10 protein-coding genes are annotated in these 16,408 nt (G+C 38.0%); 7 read left to right on the top strand and 3 right to left on the bottom strand.

The window, feature by feature from the left end; translation table 11 throughout:
• Window positions 1–36: 36 nt before the first annotated feature.
• Entirely contained in the window at window positions 37–1,047 is a 1,011-nt protein-coding gene (locus ELS83_RS18160) for an OmpA family protein (protein WP_171596966.1), read from the bottom strand.
• Window positions 1,048–1,368: 321 nt separating this feature from the next.
• Here ELS83_RS18160 and dxs point away from each other — a divergent pair, with 321 nt between their 5' ends.
• Complete coding sequence (dxs, locus tag ELS83_RS18165) at window positions 1,369–3,282, top strand: 1-deoxy-D-xylulose-5-phosphate synthase (RefSeq protein ID WP_171596967.1); 1,914 nt, start codon at window positions 1,369–1,371, stop codon at window positions 3,280–3,282.
• Here the strand turns inward: dxs and ELS83_RS18170 are convergent.
• The gene (locus ELS83_RS18170; protein ID WP_171596968.1) at window positions 3,279–3,545 is read right to left on the bottom strand and encodes a hypothetical protein; all 267 of its coding nucleotides are present in this window, start codon (window positions 3,543–3,545) and stop codon (window positions 3,279–3,281) included. The two genes, dxs and ELS83_RS18170, sit on opposite strands and share 4 nt — an antisense overlap.
• 283 nt (window positions 3,546–3,828) lie before the next feature.
• Here ELS83_RS18170 and ELS83_RS18175 point away from each other — a divergent pair, with 283 nt between their 5' ends.
• A complete protein-coding gene (locus ELS83_RS18175; protein WP_171596969.1) occupies window positions 3,829–5,439 on the top strand; it encodes a SulP family inorganic anion transporter in 1,611 nt (536 codons plus the stop codon).
• Between the two features lie 149 nt (window positions 5,440–5,588).
• Here ELS83_RS18175 and ELS83_RS18180 read toward each other — a convergent pair whose 3' ends face one another.
• Window positions 5,589–6,782 (bottom strand): C1 family peptidase, encoded by a 1,194-nt coding sequence (locus ELS83_RS18180; protein WP_171596970.1) that lies wholly within the window; start codon window positions 6,780–6,782, stop codon window positions 5,589–5,591.
• A gap of 188 nt (window positions 6,783–6,970) precedes the next feature.
• On the opposite strand from ELS83_RS18180, the gene ELS83_RS18185 reads away from it, so the two are divergent.
• From ELS83_RS18185 to ELS83_RS18205, 5 genes are all read left to right on the top strand, one after another.
• Window positions 6,971–8,611, top strand: coding sequence for a dipeptidyl-peptidase 3 family protein (locus ELS83_RS18185; RefSeq protein ID WP_171596971.1), 1,641 nt, complete (start codon window positions 6,971–6,973; stop codon window positions 8,609–8,611).
• A 164-nt stretch (window positions 8,612–8,775) separates the two neighbouring features.
• Window positions 8,776–11,499, top strand: a complete 2,724-nt coding sequence (locus ELS83_RS18190; protein ID WP_171596972.1) for a sensor histidine kinase — start codon at window positions 8,776–8,778, stop codon at window positions 11,497–11,499.
• Between the two features lie 6 nt (window positions 11,500–11,505).
• Window positions 11,506–12,150: a response regulator transcription factor gene (locus tag ELS83_RS18195; RefSeq protein WP_171596973.1), complete on the top strand. Its 645-nt coding sequence runs from the start codon at window positions 11,506–11,508 to the stop codon at window positions 12,148–12,150.
• Window positions 12,151–12,315: 165 nt separating this feature from the next.
• Entirely contained in the window at window positions 12,316–14,769 is a 2,454-nt protein-coding gene (locus tag ELS83_RS22485) for a helix-turn-helix domain-containing protein (RefSeq protein WP_171596974.1), read from the top strand.
• A gap of 302 nt (window positions 14,770–15,071) precedes the next feature.
• Entirely contained in the window at window positions 15,072–15,500 is a 429-nt protein-coding gene (locus ELS83_RS18205; protein WP_216616675.1) for an endonuclease domain-containing protein, read from the top strand.
• Window positions 15,501–16,408: the final 908 nt, after the last annotated feature.

Here is a 16,408-nt window from a genome sequence, read left to right on the forward strand (position 1 = left end):
AATTGAAGCTAGAAGCTTGAGCCTTGAAGCTACAATTTAATTACTCTCCAAAATCTTAAACAACTCGTCCAATTTTGGTGTCAGAATAATTTCTGTTCGGCGATTTTTGCTTCTGCCAAGCGAAGTAGAATTACTTTCGACCGGAATGTATTTGCTGCGACCTGCAACAGTAAGTCTTTTGGGTGCAACTCCTTTGTTTTGAATGATGATTCTGACAATGGAAGTGGCTCGTTTCACACTCAGGTCCCAATTGTCTTTTAATACACCGCTGCCATTATAAGGAACATTATCGGTATGTCCTTCAATCATTACATTGATATCTTTGTTTTGAGCCAGCACTTTCGACAATTGTCCCAAAGCCTGAACTCCACGCTGATCAACCTGGTACGAACCCGATTTGAACAACAATTTCTCATCCATCGAAACATATACTTTTCCATTCCTGGTACTGATCGACAAGCCATTGCCTTCAAAACCAGTTAAAGCACTCATCACCTTATCTTTTAGAGCTTTTACAGCCTCATCTTTCCTTCTTAGTGCCGATTCCAATTCACGAAGTCGCTGGTCTCTCCTGCCCAGTTCTGCATGCAAAGCATCCAGTTTTCTTTTTCGGGCATCCATCTCCTTCTCAAGGGTCAAAACCTCATCCTCTCTCAATTGTAAATCGTTTTGTGCTTTACGAATCTGTTCCAACAAGGCTTTTGTTTCCCTGGCATTACCTGCCTGCATGCCTGCCAATTGATCCAATAAATCGCGATTGCTTCTTTCTGCCCTGCTTAATCGTTCACGAGCCGATTGCAAGCGTCTCGAAAGTGCGACAGTGTCTGATAAAATTTGATCGTATTTTCCATTTAGCACTTCCAACTTTCCATTGAGCTCGTTATTCATTTCGCTCAACTCCAAATTCTTTTCTTTTTGCATTTCCAATTCTTCCATGCAATTGGCCTGTTTGTTTTGCAATTCCTGAAACTGACGGGTTGGCACACAAGAAAATAGACTTATCGCCAGTAGTAAGGCGAATATTGATGGGCTTAATTTTTTGAACATTATAAATTGTACTTTAATTAGTAATGGAACTATAGCTTCTGTAAACAAATATAAGAATACAGCGTTTTATACACGAATACCATGCCAAGAATACACGGGAATTTTGGATAGAAACAGTTCAGATTTTATTCAAAAAAAAGAATTATGATGGCTTTTGAACTATTCGATGTAATTTCAAGAGCTATGTGCATCATGAAATTGAGAAAATTTAAGGCTGTTTGAACGAAAAACATGCATAATTAAATGATGTATTAAAATTTAAACAGTTTCTTACTATCTTCGTGCAATATTTAAGAACGACAAAAAGGGGGAAATTCATACATGGGGCAGTCAGATAAAAAATTATTGGATCAGATTAATTATCCGGAAGATTTGAAAAAAATCTCTGAAGATGATTTGATTCAGGTATGTTCTGAACTGCGACAAGAGATTATCGAACAAGTATCGAATAACCCTGGACACTTTGGAGCCAGCTTAGGTGTAATTGAACTTACCGTTGCTCTCCACTATGTCTTAAATACTCCATACGATAACCTAATTTGGGATGTTGGTCACCAGGCTTATGGTCATAAAATCCTTACGGGAAGAAAAGATGCATTCCACACCAATCGTCAGTACAAAGGAATTAGTGGATTTCCAAACAGACAGGAAAGTGAATATGATGCTTTTACCGTTGGACACTCATCAACTTCTATTTCGGCTGCCTTAGGAATGGCAGTTGCAGCCCAGTTAAAAGGTGAAACTGATCGAAAAACTGTAGCAGTTATTGGCGATGGATCTATGACAGCAGGATTGGCATTCGAAGGATTGAACAATGCTGCCTGTAACAATGCCGATCTTTTGGTGATCCTGAACGATAATAATATGGCCATCGATCCGAATACAGGTGGTTTAAACGATTATCTTTTGGATATCACCACATCGCAAACCTATAACAAGGTTAAAAACGATGTATGGAGAATACTTGGAAAGTTCAACAGAATTAATCCAAACACTCAAAAACTGTTTCAAAAGGTAGAAAATGGAATTAAAACCATTTTACTAAAGCAAAGTAACCTTTTCGAAGCATTAAACTTTAGATATTTTGGTCCGGTAGATGGTCATGATGTAAATCACATGGTGAAAGTCTTAAACGACCTACAAAAAATTCCAGGACCAAAAATCCTGCATTGCATTACAAAAAAAGGAAAAGGTTTTAAACAAGCCGAAATTGATCAGACCTATTGGCATGCACCGGGCAAATTCGATAAAGAAACGGGTGAGATTATCCAGTCCAAAAACAATGGTCCCCAGCCTCCAAAATTTCAGGATGTTTTTGGGGAAAGCTTGGTAGAACTGGCAAAATCCAACGATAAAATTGTTGGGATAACCCCAGCAATGCCTACCGGTAGCTCAATGAATATGTTGATGGAAGCCATGCCCGAAAGAGCATTCGATGTGGGAATTGCAGAACAGCATGCAGTAACATTCTCGGGCGGTTTGGCTGCCCAGGGAAAAATACCTTTCTGTGCCATCTATTCTTCATTCATGCAACGCGCTTACGACCAGGTAATTCACGATGTGGCTTTACAAGGTGTAAATGTGGTATTCTGTTTGGATAGAGGTGGATTGGTTGGAGCCGATGGTGCAACCCATCATGGGGTGTACGATCTTGCATTTATGCGTTGCATTCCAAACCTTACCATTGCTGCTCCATTAAACGAAATAGAGTTGCGTAACCTCATGTTTACCGCTCAACAGGAAAATATGGGTGCGTTTTCCATTCGTTATCCTCGCGGAAAAGGTCGAAATATCGATTGGAAAAAAGATTTTGAGATTTTGCCGCCTGGTAAAGGTCAAAAGCTTAAAGATGGTGAAGATTTGGCCATCCTATCGATAGGTGCCATTGGTACCGAGGCGATGGATGCCATCGAAGAACTGGAAAAAGAAGGCATGTCGATTGCGCATTACGACATGAGATATCTGAAGCCAATTGATGAAGATCTGCTTCACGAAGTATTTGCCAAGCACAAACAAATCATTACACTCGAAGATGGTTGTATTGTAGGCGGATTGGGATCGGCAGTATTGGAATTTATGAGCGATCACGGCTACCAAAGCAGTATAAAACGTCTTGGAGTTCCTGACAAGTGGGTAGAGCAAGGAACTCAACAAGAGCTTTACAAAGAATGCGGTTACGACAAGAATGGCATTATTGCAACTGTACAGCAGGTTTTGGCCAAACAGAGCAGCTAAGGATTATCCCTATATCCGTCTGAATAAGGATCCAAACCTTCAAAATCACCTGTAAATGAATCCATTTGCGACTGCATTTCCTTGTCCATTTTAATTAGATAAACCGTATCATCGGTGCGCAATTCTACCACATTAATTTTCTTGCCGTCTGGCTTTGTAATGCTTATTAAATCGTCTTCATAAATTCCATCAGGAAAAGAATTGATTAACAATTGTAACAAATCCATTCCAATGCTTTTATAGTCCTTAATTACTCTTTTCATCTCTTACTGATAAATCAATTTTTATCAATCTAAAATCCAATATTCCCTTACGGGCAAGAGTGTTTAAATCAGGATTGTTTTGTTGATATCAATTTAAGGAAATTCGGAATAGCAGAAAAAAATATTTTCTACAAGCTTTGAATCTTAGCCTCTTCAAATCTTAATTCATTGTCTCTCCATCGTTTTCGCTCAAATTATTTACAATTTATTGATATAAAGTGCATGCCAGTTCAAACAAAAAGCCTAATTTCGCGCCCTTAATCAAAATTTTAGGTTTTAAAACATGGTAGATTTTTTCAAAAAGAAAGCTAAGAATTCTAAAGATGATATTTTATCCGGTTTAACCGTTGCTTTGGCTTTGGTGCCAGAGGCAGTTGCGTTTGCATTTGTAGCAGGTGTAGATCCTTTGGTAGGTTTATATGCAGCCTTTATGATCGGATTAATTACTTCGGTATTTGGTGGTCGTCCTGGTATGATTTCGGGTGCAACCGGTGCAATGGCCGTAGTATTGGTTAGCCTTGTAAAAGAAGGTAACGAAATGGGAATGGCCATGGCTACTCCTGTCGAAAATATGGGATTAAATTACCTGTTTGCAACCATTGTTCTTACGGGTGTTATTCAGTTTCTTGCCGGTGTATTCAAATTTGGTAAGTTCGTTCGTCTGATTCCTCATCCTGTAATGATGGGATTCGTAAATGGTCTTGCAATTGTTATTTTCCTTTCTCAATTGGGAATGTTTACCGAAAAAATAGCTGGTGAAGCGGTATGGTTACATGGTACCGAACTTTATACCATGATTGGCCTGGTAATGCTAACCATGGCAATTATGTTCTTCCTGCCAAAATTAACATCTAAAATTCCGGCAGCCTTAACGGGTATTGTTGTGGTTTCGGCCATTGTAATTTTTGGTGGATTGGATGTAAGTACGGTAGGGTCATTCATTAGAGATGGTGGTGGATCTGGCTTAAAAGGAGGTTTGCCTACTTTCCAGTCTCAACTGTTTAATATGGTTCCCTTAAACTGGGAAACCATTACATTTGTTCTTCCTTATGCCTGTATTTTGGCTGCAATTGGTTTGATTGAATCGCTGATGACCTTGAACTTGCTTGATGAGATTACCAACAGTCGTGGGAATGGTAACCGTGAGTGTATGGCGCAGGGTGCGGCCAATATCGTAACCGGATTTTTCGGTGGTATGGGTGGATGTGCAATGATCGGACAATCACTAATTAACGTGAAATCTGGTGGTCGAGGTAGATTGTCAGGAATCGTTGCTGCCCTAACTCTATTGGCATTTATTTTATTTGCAGCTTCCTATATCGAAATGGTACCTATTGCAGCCCTGGTGGGTGTAATGTTTATGGTGGTAATTGGAACTTTCGCCTGGTCGAGCTTCCGCATTTTAAATAAAATTCCAAAATCGGATGCATTTGTTTTGATTTTGGTATCCGGTTTAACCGTGATTTTTGATTTGGCTATTGCCGTACTTGTAGGTGTTATTGTGAGTGCATTGGTATTCTCGTGGGAAAATGCAAGAAGGATTCGTGCTCGTAAATCCATGAAAGAAGATGGAACCAAAGTTTACGAAATTTGGGGTCCTCTGTTTTTCGGATCAATTACTACCTTTATGAACAAGTTCGATGTTGCCAACGATCCTGAATCAGTTGAAATTGATTTTATTGAATCGAGAGTTTCTGATCATTCAGGAATTGAGGCGATCAGCAATTTGGTAAAGAAATACGAAAATGCTGGTAAAACCATTAAGCTAAAACATTTGAGTGAAGACTGTATTAAATTGCTTCATCGTGCCGATGACCATTTAAGAACAGTAATCATACGCGATATTGATGATCCTCGTTACTACGTTGTTACCGATAAAGTAAAAATTGAGTAATAAGCTAAGTTCGATTAAAGATACCTGTTTGAGGAAGTCTTTTTCCTCAGACTTTTTTTTCACCTCCTTCCCACGCTGGGAGGAGGTGTTTTTGTATCAAAAAATGCGCTCCAATGGAACGCATTCAATTCATTTTATTTACAAAAAGGCTATAATCCTAATTTCTTTTTAATCTCGGCAGGTATTGCATCTTTGTGCATCAGTAAACCAACAGTTTTGTACTGTACAAATGCCTTCGAAGCATAAAAATATCCTTCGTAAGAGTTCATATCGGTTCCCCATGAATTTTTAACCAGGTAGTATTTTGTTCCGTTTTGATCTTTTGCAATCCCAGTCATGTGCATCAGGTGATCTTCGGTCGATTGATAGTTATCGAAAGCCTTTTGGCGCATTTCCTGCGTAATTTCTTTCTCCTTTACAGGATATTCGGTTCCGTATGCCGATTTTTCGTCTCTGCTCATATTCTGCCACTTCGAAATTTCCGAACCAGCCATATTTTTTACTTCAGTATCAGGAACCACAGCAACTCCTTTTCTAAAAGCAAAACCTTTCTCGCTTACATCGCTTCCCCAGGCAATGCTGTAGCCATTTTCGATAGCTCGATCTACGCATTCCATCATTTCATCCATTGGCAGGTTGTAAACCTCTCCTAAAGACCAGTTATCAGGACCTTCGAAAATAAAAGACTCATAGAATGGATGATGATTATAAGATGTAATGGTGATGTAATCATCGGGATTGATTCCCAATTCTGCACCAAATGATTTTGGACTGTACTCTTTTCCTTTGTATGTAAAAGTCTCAGGAATTTTCCCCAGGTAAGCATCCAAAATCCCATCGAATCCCTTCATCCACACCGGTGTGAGTTTCCTGTTCCTGTTTTTTACCACAGCATCTACGTAGGCTTTCAGCACTGCATCCATCTCTCCATGAACCGGCAAAGTTTCATCAAAGGTGTTTCCGGTATAAGCCTCTTGAGGAATCATTCCAAATTGTTTCACCACATTCATGGCATCCCATCCTTCGGCTCCGGCCGAAAAGCTTTTCTTGCCATGGAAACGTACATAGTCTTTTGCTCTTAGGTGATAATTTCTGTTCACAATGAACATTTCTGACAAATCGAACTCTCCCTTGCCCATTCTCAACAATTCCGATTCGATAAAGGAAACCGTTGCAAAAGACCAACAAGTACCTGAACGGTGCTGATCTTTTACCGGAGTTGCATCCAACTGTTTTTCAATGCTAAACTGGTATGACTTTTTCTCTTCCTTTTTCTTTTTTGCACTTACAGGCAGCATAAAGCTTACTGCAAGCAAACTGGTAATTACGAATTTTACATTCATGATTGCTTTGTTTGTTGTTTATAAAAAATCAAAACTATATGCTTTAGATACATAAATCTTGATAATACAATTCTTTGCTTGTATTTTTGAGTGTTTTGAAAGATCATGCAAGGTAAATATAATCGATTGACTTTTACCCTTATTTCAAAAACCAAAACAACATTTTCTAACTAAATATCATTGTAAAAATGAAAAAAATCGCATCTATTACATTGCTATTGGGGCTTATTATTGGCCTTGCAGCTTGTAATCAAAAAGAAAAGAAAGAAGTTGTGGTTTCTCCTACTCAGAAGCTGGTAGATCAGTATGCTGAATTCGAGTTAACCACCGACTTAAATCTCCTTACCGAAAAAGAGAAGCAAATGCTTCCAATCTTAATTGAGGTTGCTGATATCATGGAAGAATTATTCTGGAAAGATGCCATTGGAGACAAAACAGAATTTCTTTCTCAGCTAACTGATCCTGCTGAAATTGCATACTCAAAAATTAACTATGGCCCTTGGGACAGATTAGATGACAACAAGCCATTCCTTAACGGATTTAATGCAAAACCAAAAGGTGCTAATTTTTATCCAAAAGACATGACTCCTGAGGAGTTTGAGGCAATCGAGGATGAAATGAAAACCGACTGGTATACAAAGATTGTTCGCGATGAAAATGGCAAACTAAAAGTTGCTCCCTACCACCAGGTATATCCTGAACAAACTAAGAAAGCTGCTGAATTGCTAAGAAAAGCAGCTGAATTGGCCGAAGATGCTGGCTTGAAAAACTACCTTGAACTACGTGCCGAAGCATTATTGACAGATGACTATTTGGCTTCTGATTTGGCTTGGATGGACATGAAATCGAATACCATTGATTTTGTTGTTGGTCCAATCGAAACCTACGAAGATGCATTGTATGGTTACAAAGCTTCTCACTCTGGCCAGATTTTGGTGAAAGACAAAGCATGGAGCGAAAAATTATCGAAATTTGCTGCTTTACTTCCACGCTTACAAGAAGGTCTTCCTGTACCGGCTGAGTACAAAGCTGAAAAAGCAAATGCCAATGCAGATATGAATGCTTATGACGTAATTTATTACGCAGGTGACTGTAATGCAGGTAGCAAGAACATTGCTATTAACCTACCAAACGATCCACGTGTACACGCTGCAAAAGGAAGTAGAAAGCTTCAGTTGAAAAATGCTATGAAAGCAAAATTCGACAAAATCTTACTTCCAATTTCTGATTTACTGATCGACGAAAGTCAGCGTAAAAACGTTACTTTCGATGCTTTCTTCGAAAATGTAATGTTCCACGAAGTAGCTCACGGATTGGGCATTAACTACACTTTAAAAGATAAAGTAAGCGTACGTAAGGCTCTAAAAGATACCTATACTTCTATTGAAGAAGGAAAAGCTGATATTTTAGGATTGTACATGATTACTCAGATGGCTGAGTGGGGCGAAATGGACAAGAGCAAGCTAATGGATAACTATGTAACTTTCATGGCTGGTATTTTCCGTTCGGTTCGTTTCGGAGCTGCAAGTGCTCACGGGAAAGCAAACATGATGCGTTTCTATTTCTTCGAAGAACAAGGTGCTTTCACCAGAAACCCAGAAACCGGAACTTACAAGGTTGATTTCGAAAAAATGAAAGCAGCTATGAACGAATTGGGAAGACAAATCCTTATTGTTCAGGGTGATGGCAACTACGAATTGGCAAAACAAATGATTGCTGAGAGAGGATTTATCCGTGAAGATCTTCAAAACGATTTGGATCGTGTAAACTCTGCTGGTATTCCTAAAGATGTGATCTTTAAACAAGGAACTCAAGTGTTAGGATTGTAATCCAAACAAAAAAATACATCAAAAAGGCTGAATCAAATTTGATTCAGCCTTTTGTTTTTATAATCGATCTTAAAAATGGGTATTTTACAGCATAGTAAATCATGATTAAGCTTTGTATCTTTCCAAACATTCAGCTAAATTAAAGCCTACATTACCAGAAGAAAATGAACTTGTTAAGAAAAATATCACTAGGAATACTACTCGTTAGTGTTTCCATCATTTTATGCAGTTTTAAAACTTCTGCCAGGAAAAAGCAGGTTCTGGTTCTTCACTCCTATCACCAGGGCTTAAATTGGACCGATAATGTAAGTGCCGGAATTTTATCCGTTTTCGATAAGCACGATGATGTGGAAATCATCTTTGAATACATGGATACCAAAAGGCATTCGGAAGCTGAATATTTGGCTGAGTTCGCAAAACTTTACGATTTAAAACACCAGAAAAACCTTTTCGATGTGATCATTGTTTGCGATAACAATGCCCTGGATTTTGCAAGAACCTATTACCAGGAATATTTCAACAAAATTCCAATTGTTTTTTGTGGGATCGATCAGTTTGAGAACAAGTTAATTCAAGGGATTGATCAGATCACAGGTGTTACCGAAGAGATTGACTCCAGAAAAACCATCGAAATTGCGCTTGAATTGCATCCCAATACAAAACAATTGGTGGTAATTAACGACAATCAGACCAAATCGGCCATACTAAATCGAAATAACATTCGTGATTTTTGGTCGGAGATCGAGACAAATGCCAAGCTCATTTTCCTGGAAAATTTATCCATTGATGAATTGATTTTCCAGGTGGAAAACCTCGATTCGGAAAGTATCATCTACCTGATTAATTTTAGTCGCGACAAAGAAGGGAATTACATCTCTTACCAGGAGAATATCGAAATTATTCGTGAAGCCACCGATTTGCCCATTTACAGTAGCTGGGAGTTTTACTTTAACGAAGGCATTGTAGGTGGAATGATAACGAGTGGCTATAAACAAGGAGAACTATCTGCCAAATCGGCCTTGCGAATTTTAAGTGGAAAGAATGCTTCACAAATTCCGATTATTCGCCGGGGATACAATCAATTCAAGTTCGATTTTGAGCAGATGAAACGCTTCAAAATCTTGCCAAAACAATTGCCTAGCGGTAGTTTTATCAGCAATCAGCCACCTTCTATTATTAAGCAATACCAAACTTCACTGGTTGTTATTGGGATTTTCATTATTGTAATTGTTTTTATTCTTCGCTACACCACTATTAAACGCGAACGTAACGAAAGGCGATTGAAGAAAATTAATGAAGAACTTGACCGAAGAGTAGCCGAGCGTACCAAGGAAATTATTTTCGCCAATGAAAAACTGGAATTGCAAACCGAGCAAATTGTGAAACAAAACAGGGAGCTTGAGCATCACAGGCATAACCTTTTGGAACTGGTAAAAGAAAGAACCGAAAACCTTGAACATGCCAACGAAGAGCTAAAAAGCAGCCGCGACAGGTTATTGCACATGCTCGATTCCAATTCGGATGGAGTTTGGGAACACAATTTTAAAACCGGTAAAATTTTTATCAGTAAAATCATTTGGGACAAACTTGGATACCATTCCATTACCGCAAAAGATACGCGAGATTTACTTTGTAAACTTATTCACCCTGAAGATCTTATTATCATCAAACAAAAAGACAAACAAAACCGAATGGGCAAAAGCGAAATGTTTGTCATTGAATTTAGAATTTGCGATAAAGAAAAATCGTGGATGTGGTTTAAAGCCAAAGGAAAAATTCTGGATTATGCAGAAGATGGTAGTCCATTAAATATGGTTGGAACGCTTATCGATATCAATCAGCGTAAAATTGCCGAAGAAAAAATCAGGGAAGAAGAGCAAAAACTCAGGGTATCGGAAAAACGCTGGCGCTCATTAATTGAACAGGCATCAGACGAAATCCTGATTTACAATACCGATGGCACCATACTTGATGCCAACTCGGCCGCATGCAAATGGTTGGGCTATAAGCAAAGTGAATTGCTTGAGCTAAATTACAGTGAAATCGATATGAATCACAGTAGTTCAGAACTGCACTCTTATCGTAAAAAATTAAGTTCTTCCAACCCTTCGATTTCTTTCGAGTCGGTGCAAAGAAGAAAAGATGGAAGCACATTTCCTGTAGAAATTCACCTGAGCTTAATTGAACTTCAGGATAGTAAATTAATTCTTTCGGTTGGTACCGATATCAGTAAAAGACAGGAAACCGAACGTAAAATTCTAAATGCAGTAATTAATACCGAAGAGAGCGAACGTAAACGATTTGCTACCGATCTGCACGATTCCATTGGTCCATTACTATCGAGCATTAATCTCTACCTTTCTTCTTTGGGAAAAGTAAAAACAGACAACGATAAAGAGAATATCATTACCGCATCATTAGATGCCGTAAACGAGGCGTTGGTAAGCATTAAAGAAATATCGAACAACCTGAGCCCTCATATTTTAAATGATTTTGGCCTGGAAAAAGCAATTCAATCATTTACCAATAAGATTAATGTTTCGCAGGCCATAAACATTAGTTTTTATGCCGAAAACATGAACGTGCGCTTGAATCACCAGGTAGAAGTTGTTATTTTTAGAGTGGTAACCGAGTTAATCAACAATACGATTAAACATGCCAAAGCCACTAATATTGAAATTAACCTTGCACTCGAAGGCAATTTATTATCATTAATTTACATTGATGATGGCATTGGCTTTGATTCGAAAAAAATTAATGCAGGAACCTCTAGTGGAATGGGACTTTACAATGTTTTAAGTCGCATTAGATCCTTAAACGGAACGCATAAAATTAAAAGTAATCCAGAACGCGGTGGCATGATGGCCGTTGTTGAAATAAATTTATAATTCGAAATGGAAGATAATAAGGTAATAATTGTTGATGATCACAAGATGTTTCGAAGCGGATTGCGCTTCCTGTTAAGCAATATCCCAAATATCCAAGTAATTGATGAAGCCTCGAACGGAAAAGAGTTTCTGGAAATGGCAGAAAATGAGCCCATCGATATTGCCTTAATGGATATCAACATGCCCGAAATGAATGGCATTGAAGCCACTCGAATTGCCATGGAAAAATATCCCGACCTAAAGGTGATTGTTCTTTCGATGCACGGTGAAGAAGAATATTACGACCAAATGCTGGACGCCGGTGTAAAAGGTTTTCTCCTGAAAAATTCGGATGCCGATGAGCTGATCGCTGCCATCGAAGCTGTAATTGCCGGAAAATCGTACTTTTCGCAAGAGCTATTGGTAGATATACTAGATCAAAAGAGGCTACAAAAATTAAGAACCGATGCCGTAAAACTTTCCACACGTGAACTGGAAGTCTTAAAATTGATTTGCGATGGATTCAGCAATGCAGAAATTGCCGAACAACTTTTTATCAGCCATAGAACAGTAGATCGCCACCGTGCGAACCTATTGAGTAAAACGGGTTGTAAAAACTCTACTTCGCTGGTAATGTACGCCGTTAAAAATAAAATTGTTGAAATTGATTAAATAAAGGACAATTCGTGGCTTAAAGTGAATTATGTTTTGTATTTTTAAAAGCAATTACCATTCAAAACACTTCTCTTCTTAACCATTTTAAAAATGCATAAAAGGATCATACCGTAATTTTCCTTGCGGGATATGGTATCTTCCTGTTCTAAAGAATTGTATCAAATGGAATCAAATTCACAACTCAAACTCGCGCACCAATTTGTAAGAAATACCAATACAACCATTTTCCTGACCGGAAAGGCTGGTACTGGTAAAACAACATTTCTTAGACAGCTTCAGACCGAATTGCCTAAACGAATGGTAGTAGTTGCACCAACTGGTGTTGCTGCCATAAATGCTGGTGGAGTAACCATTCATTCCTTTTTTCAGTTGCCATTTGGTCCAATTCTACCCGGGCAGATCCTAAACGAAAAAGCAAATGCTAATGAAGCCTCGGTACGAAAGTACAGGAAGGAAAAAATCAACCTGATTAAATCTCTAGACCTCCTGATTATTGATGAAATTAGTATGGTTCGAGCCGATTTATTGGACGGAATTGATGAAGTTTTGCGCAAATTCAAAAATCGGAACTTGCCATTTGGAGGAGTGCAGGTTTTAATGATTGGTGACTTGCAGCAGCTCCCTCCTGTTGTTAAAAACGAAGAGTGGAGTTTATTGAGTCAGCATTACGAAACTGCGTTTTTCTTCAGCAGTCGTGCTTTTCGATCCTGCCAACACATTAGTATCGAATTAAAGCATGTATACCGCCAAAAAGATCAGGATTTTATCAAAATTCTTAATGAAATCAGAAACAACCAACTATCCCGCTCTTCATTCATGGAGTTGGAAAAAAGATACCTCCCCAATTTTGACCCAAATCAGGAAGAGGGTTACATAACACTGACTACACACAATGCCAGGGCACAAAAAATTAATGATGAAAAGTTGGGGAAACTCAATAGTAAAACAGAATCCTTTAGTGCGATAATCGACGGACAATTTCCAGAGTATTCCTATCCTACCGATCAGGATTTGAAACTGAAAGTTGGAGCCCAGGTAATGTTTGTAAAAAACGACAGTTCGCCTGAAAAGCTATTTTACAATGGTAAAATTGGAAGCGTAACAGGTTTCAATGAAGATGCCATTTTGGTACAATGCGATGGCAGCGATTCCGAGATTGAAGTTCACCCGGAAGAGTGGCAAAGTATAAAATACAGCATCAACCAGGATTCGAAAGAAATTCAGGAAGATGTTGTTGGCCAATTTACCCAATATCCCTTAAAATTGGCCTGGGCCATTACCATTCATAAAAGTCAGGGTTTAACTTTCGAGAAGGCGATTATCGATGCCAATGCCGCCTTTGCCCACGGCCAGGTTTATGTCGCCTTAAGCCGCTGCAAGTCTTTGGAAGGATTGGTACTCAAATCAAAATTAAGCGAAAGTGGAATGATTTGCGATCGTTCTGTTTCTCAGTTTACCCAATATATCGAGAATAATCCTCCCAAACAGGAACAGTTGGAAATTGCAAGAAGACAATTCCAATTTCAGCTGCTGGAGGAGTTGTTTTCCTATTCCGATATCAATAGGATTTACCGAAATTTAAACAGGCAACTGCAGGATAACCTGAAAGCTTTCCAGGGAAATCTGCCAGAAAAGATCAAAACCGGTTTTGCCGATTTCCAAACCGATATTCTTACTGTTGGCGATAAGTTTGTGCCAAGCTTAAAAAATTACTGCTTTGGCAACGAAAAATTAGATGATAATAAGGAAGCACAGGAAAGAATCAGCAAAGGATGTAAGTATTTTGCTGATAAATTAGACAAACACGTATTTTCAGTTCTTAATGATTATTCACTGGATACCGATAATCAAGCCATTGAAAAAGTCATTGCTGAATACATCAAACAATTGTACGAACTAACATCGGTAAAACTTACTTGTATAAAAGCCTGTTTCGAAGGCTTCAAGCTGGATTCCTATTTGGATATCAGGGCCAAGGCACATCTCGAAAAATACTCGTTCAGAGCAAAAAGAAAACGCGATGTGGTAGATGAAAACGTGGAACATGCCGCCTTACTTCGAAAACTAAAAAACTGGAGAAAAGAACTTTCGGAAAAGATGAGTGCCCCTGCATACATGATTGCATCGCAACGAAGTTTGGTCGATATTGCCAACATGTTGCCATGCTCAGCTGAACAGCTTAAATCGGTAAAAGGATTTGGTAAAAAGAAAATAGAACGATATGGAGCTGATGTAATAAAGTTAGTAATGGAATATAGGCAGGAAAAAGGTTTGGGCATGCTTAATTTTGCACCAGAACCCGAAGTAAAAGTCAAAAAGCCCAATACAAAAGAAGTGACTTACGATATGTTTAAGGAAGGAAAAAATGTAAGGGAAATTTCCGCACTTCGTAATCTTTCGCAAACTACTATAGAATCGCATCTGGCACATTACGTTGGCCTGGGCATGCTCGATTTAAAAGATTTTGTTGAATCTGATAAAATTGAAAACATCAAAAAACAATTTAAAGTTCATGGTACCGACACCATAAATCCCGTTAAGGAAGCCTTAGGAAGCAAATACACTTATGCAGAACTGAGATATGTGCAGGCTTTTTTGAGGAATTCGAAAGAGTAAGTGAGTGATTTTTCAAATAGGGTTGAAAGCAATATTATGGATTATTTTTTAAAAAAATTATTAGGAGGAATCATAAGATATAGCGTGGAAGTTATTCGCTCAATATTTCGTAAAGAGAAATTACCTTCTTACATAGAAATATCGAAGAGATCAGATAATGGATTTCTAGGTTTTGGTTTCATAATAATTCTATTAATTTTTCTTCATTTCTTTAATGTCATTGGCTGATTAATCACCATATAGTTTGTCGGCAGTTTCACTCACAGGGAAAAATCAACCTGAAAATATTCGAATCATTAAGAATGATGAATACAGTTTCTTCCATTATGAAGTACGCAGAAATTAAAAAAATTAAGCAAAAACTTAGAAAAAGAGTTACCCCTGCGGAACAAGTACTTTGGAGACATATTAGAAGGCGACAACTAAAAGGACGGAAGTTTCTGAGGCAACATGCAATTGTTTATGATTCGAATGTCAATGAATACTTTTTCTTTATACCTGATTTTTACTGCAAAGACGAACAACTAGCCATTGAATTAGATGGAAAAATCCATGATTTTCAAAAAGCAAAAGATCATAATCGCGATGAAATTCTAAAGAATATGGGAATCACAGTACTAAGAATTAAAAATAAAGAACTAAAAGAGCTTAATAAAGTACTGGAAAAAATTACAAGTCATTTCAAGCGCGAAGACAATGATCCTATTTTCAAAAGAGAGATACGAAAATAGAAAACTTATTTTCGCTAAGCTTAATTTTAGGTTTAGAAAAATGAATTATCCAATTCACCCTTTAGTCTTTCGACAGTTTCCCTTTAAGGGAAACAACTCATATTTTTCTGCATACCTTAATTCAAAGGCTTCCCCTCCAAGGGGAAGTGCCGACAGGCGAAAGGGTGATATAAAATAGTACCAAAACCCCACCTTTTAAGCTTCCTTAACTTTTGTTCAGACCATTTTGCACATTTCTAAGCTACATTTGTAATGTACAAAACAGAAAAAGTTTTTTCATATCGAAATGATTATCATATCAAGGTGATATGGAAGCCGAAAGAAAATTAAATTTTCAATTATTCATTTTTTAAAATTCAATTTTCTTTCTCGTTTCATAGAATTAGATTTAGGTTAGTAAATAGTGGTTAGAAGAAAATCCCGAGCTTTTGAGTTCGGGATTTTTCTTTTCTTATAATCCGTTATAAGCTTTAGCTGTGCGAAAAGGAAATGCTTTGTGCAGAATTTTTCTTGTGCCTTGGATTTTAACCTGGGGCATTTATACCGTCTTATCCTTCGGTACGCTGTACCTCGCTTCTCTTCAATTAATCTTGCTATAAATACTGTGGTGCTACGCACCTTAACTCTTCCCTGGCGAAGCAGCAGAGCTGCGAAGTATTTATAGAAACATAGGCCAATTTTTTTTAATGAGGTACAGAGCACCGAAGTATGAATTGTTTAAGTCATTTAAGTTTCCAAAACCAGTCTTCACCGCATCGATAACGATGGATACAAAACCACCCTTTAGTCTATCGACAGTTTCCCTTCAAGGGAAACAACCCGTAATTTTCCGCAAAATTAAACATTTATACTTCCCCTTTTAGGGGAAGTGCCGACAGGCGAAGGGGTGATATAAAATAGTACCAAAA

It is taken from the genome of Marinifilum caeruleilacunae (genome assembly GCF_013141825.1).
In the GTDB taxonomy this organism is placed as follows: domain Bacteria; phylum Bacteroidota; class Bacteroidia; order Bacteroidales; family Marinifilaceae; genus Marinifilum; species Marinifilum caeruleilacunae.

Excerpts from the sequence above, each read along its gene's own strand:
- ELS83_RS18190 (WP_171596972.1), top strand. The coding sequence starts at position 8,776 with ATGAACTTGTTAAGAAAAATATCACTAGGAATACTACTCGTTAGTGTT.
- ELS83_RS18170 (WP_171596968.1), bottom strand. The coding sequence starts at position 3,545 with ATGAAAAGAGTAATTAAGGACTATAAAAGCATTGGAATGGATTTGTTA.
- ELS83_RS18175 (WP_171596969.1), top strand. The coding sequence starts at position 3,829 with ATGGTAGATTTTTTCAAAAAGAAAGCTAAGAATTCTAAAGATGATATT.
- ELS83_RS18195 (WP_171596973.1), top strand. The coding sequence starts at position 11,506 with ATGGAAGATAATAAGGTAATAATTGTTGATGATCACAAGATGTTTCGA.
- ELS83_RS18205 (WP_216616675.1), top strand. The coding sequence starts at position 15,072 with ATGATGAATACAGTTTCTTCCATTATGAAGTACGCAGAAATTAAAAAA.
- ELS83_RS18160 (WP_171596966.1), bottom strand. The coding sequence starts at position 1,047 with ATGTTCAAAAAATTAAGCCCATCAATATTCGCCTTACTACTGGCGATA.
- ELS83_RS18180 (WP_171596970.1), bottom strand. The coding sequence starts at position 6,782 with ATGAATGTAAAATTCGTAATTACCAGTTTGCTTGCAGTAAGCTTTATG.
- ELS83_RS22485 (WP_171596974.1), top strand. The coding sequence starts at position 12,316 with ATGGAATCAAATTCACAACTCAAACTCGCGCACCAATTTGTAAGAAAT.
- dxs (WP_171596967.1), top strand. The coding sequence starts at position 1,369 with ATGGGGCAGTCAGATAAAAAATTATTGGATCAGATTAATTATCCGGAA.
- ELS83_RS18185 (WP_171596971.1), top strand. The coding sequence starts at position 6,971 with ATGAAAAAAATCGCATCTATTACATTGCTATTGGGGCTTATTATTGGC.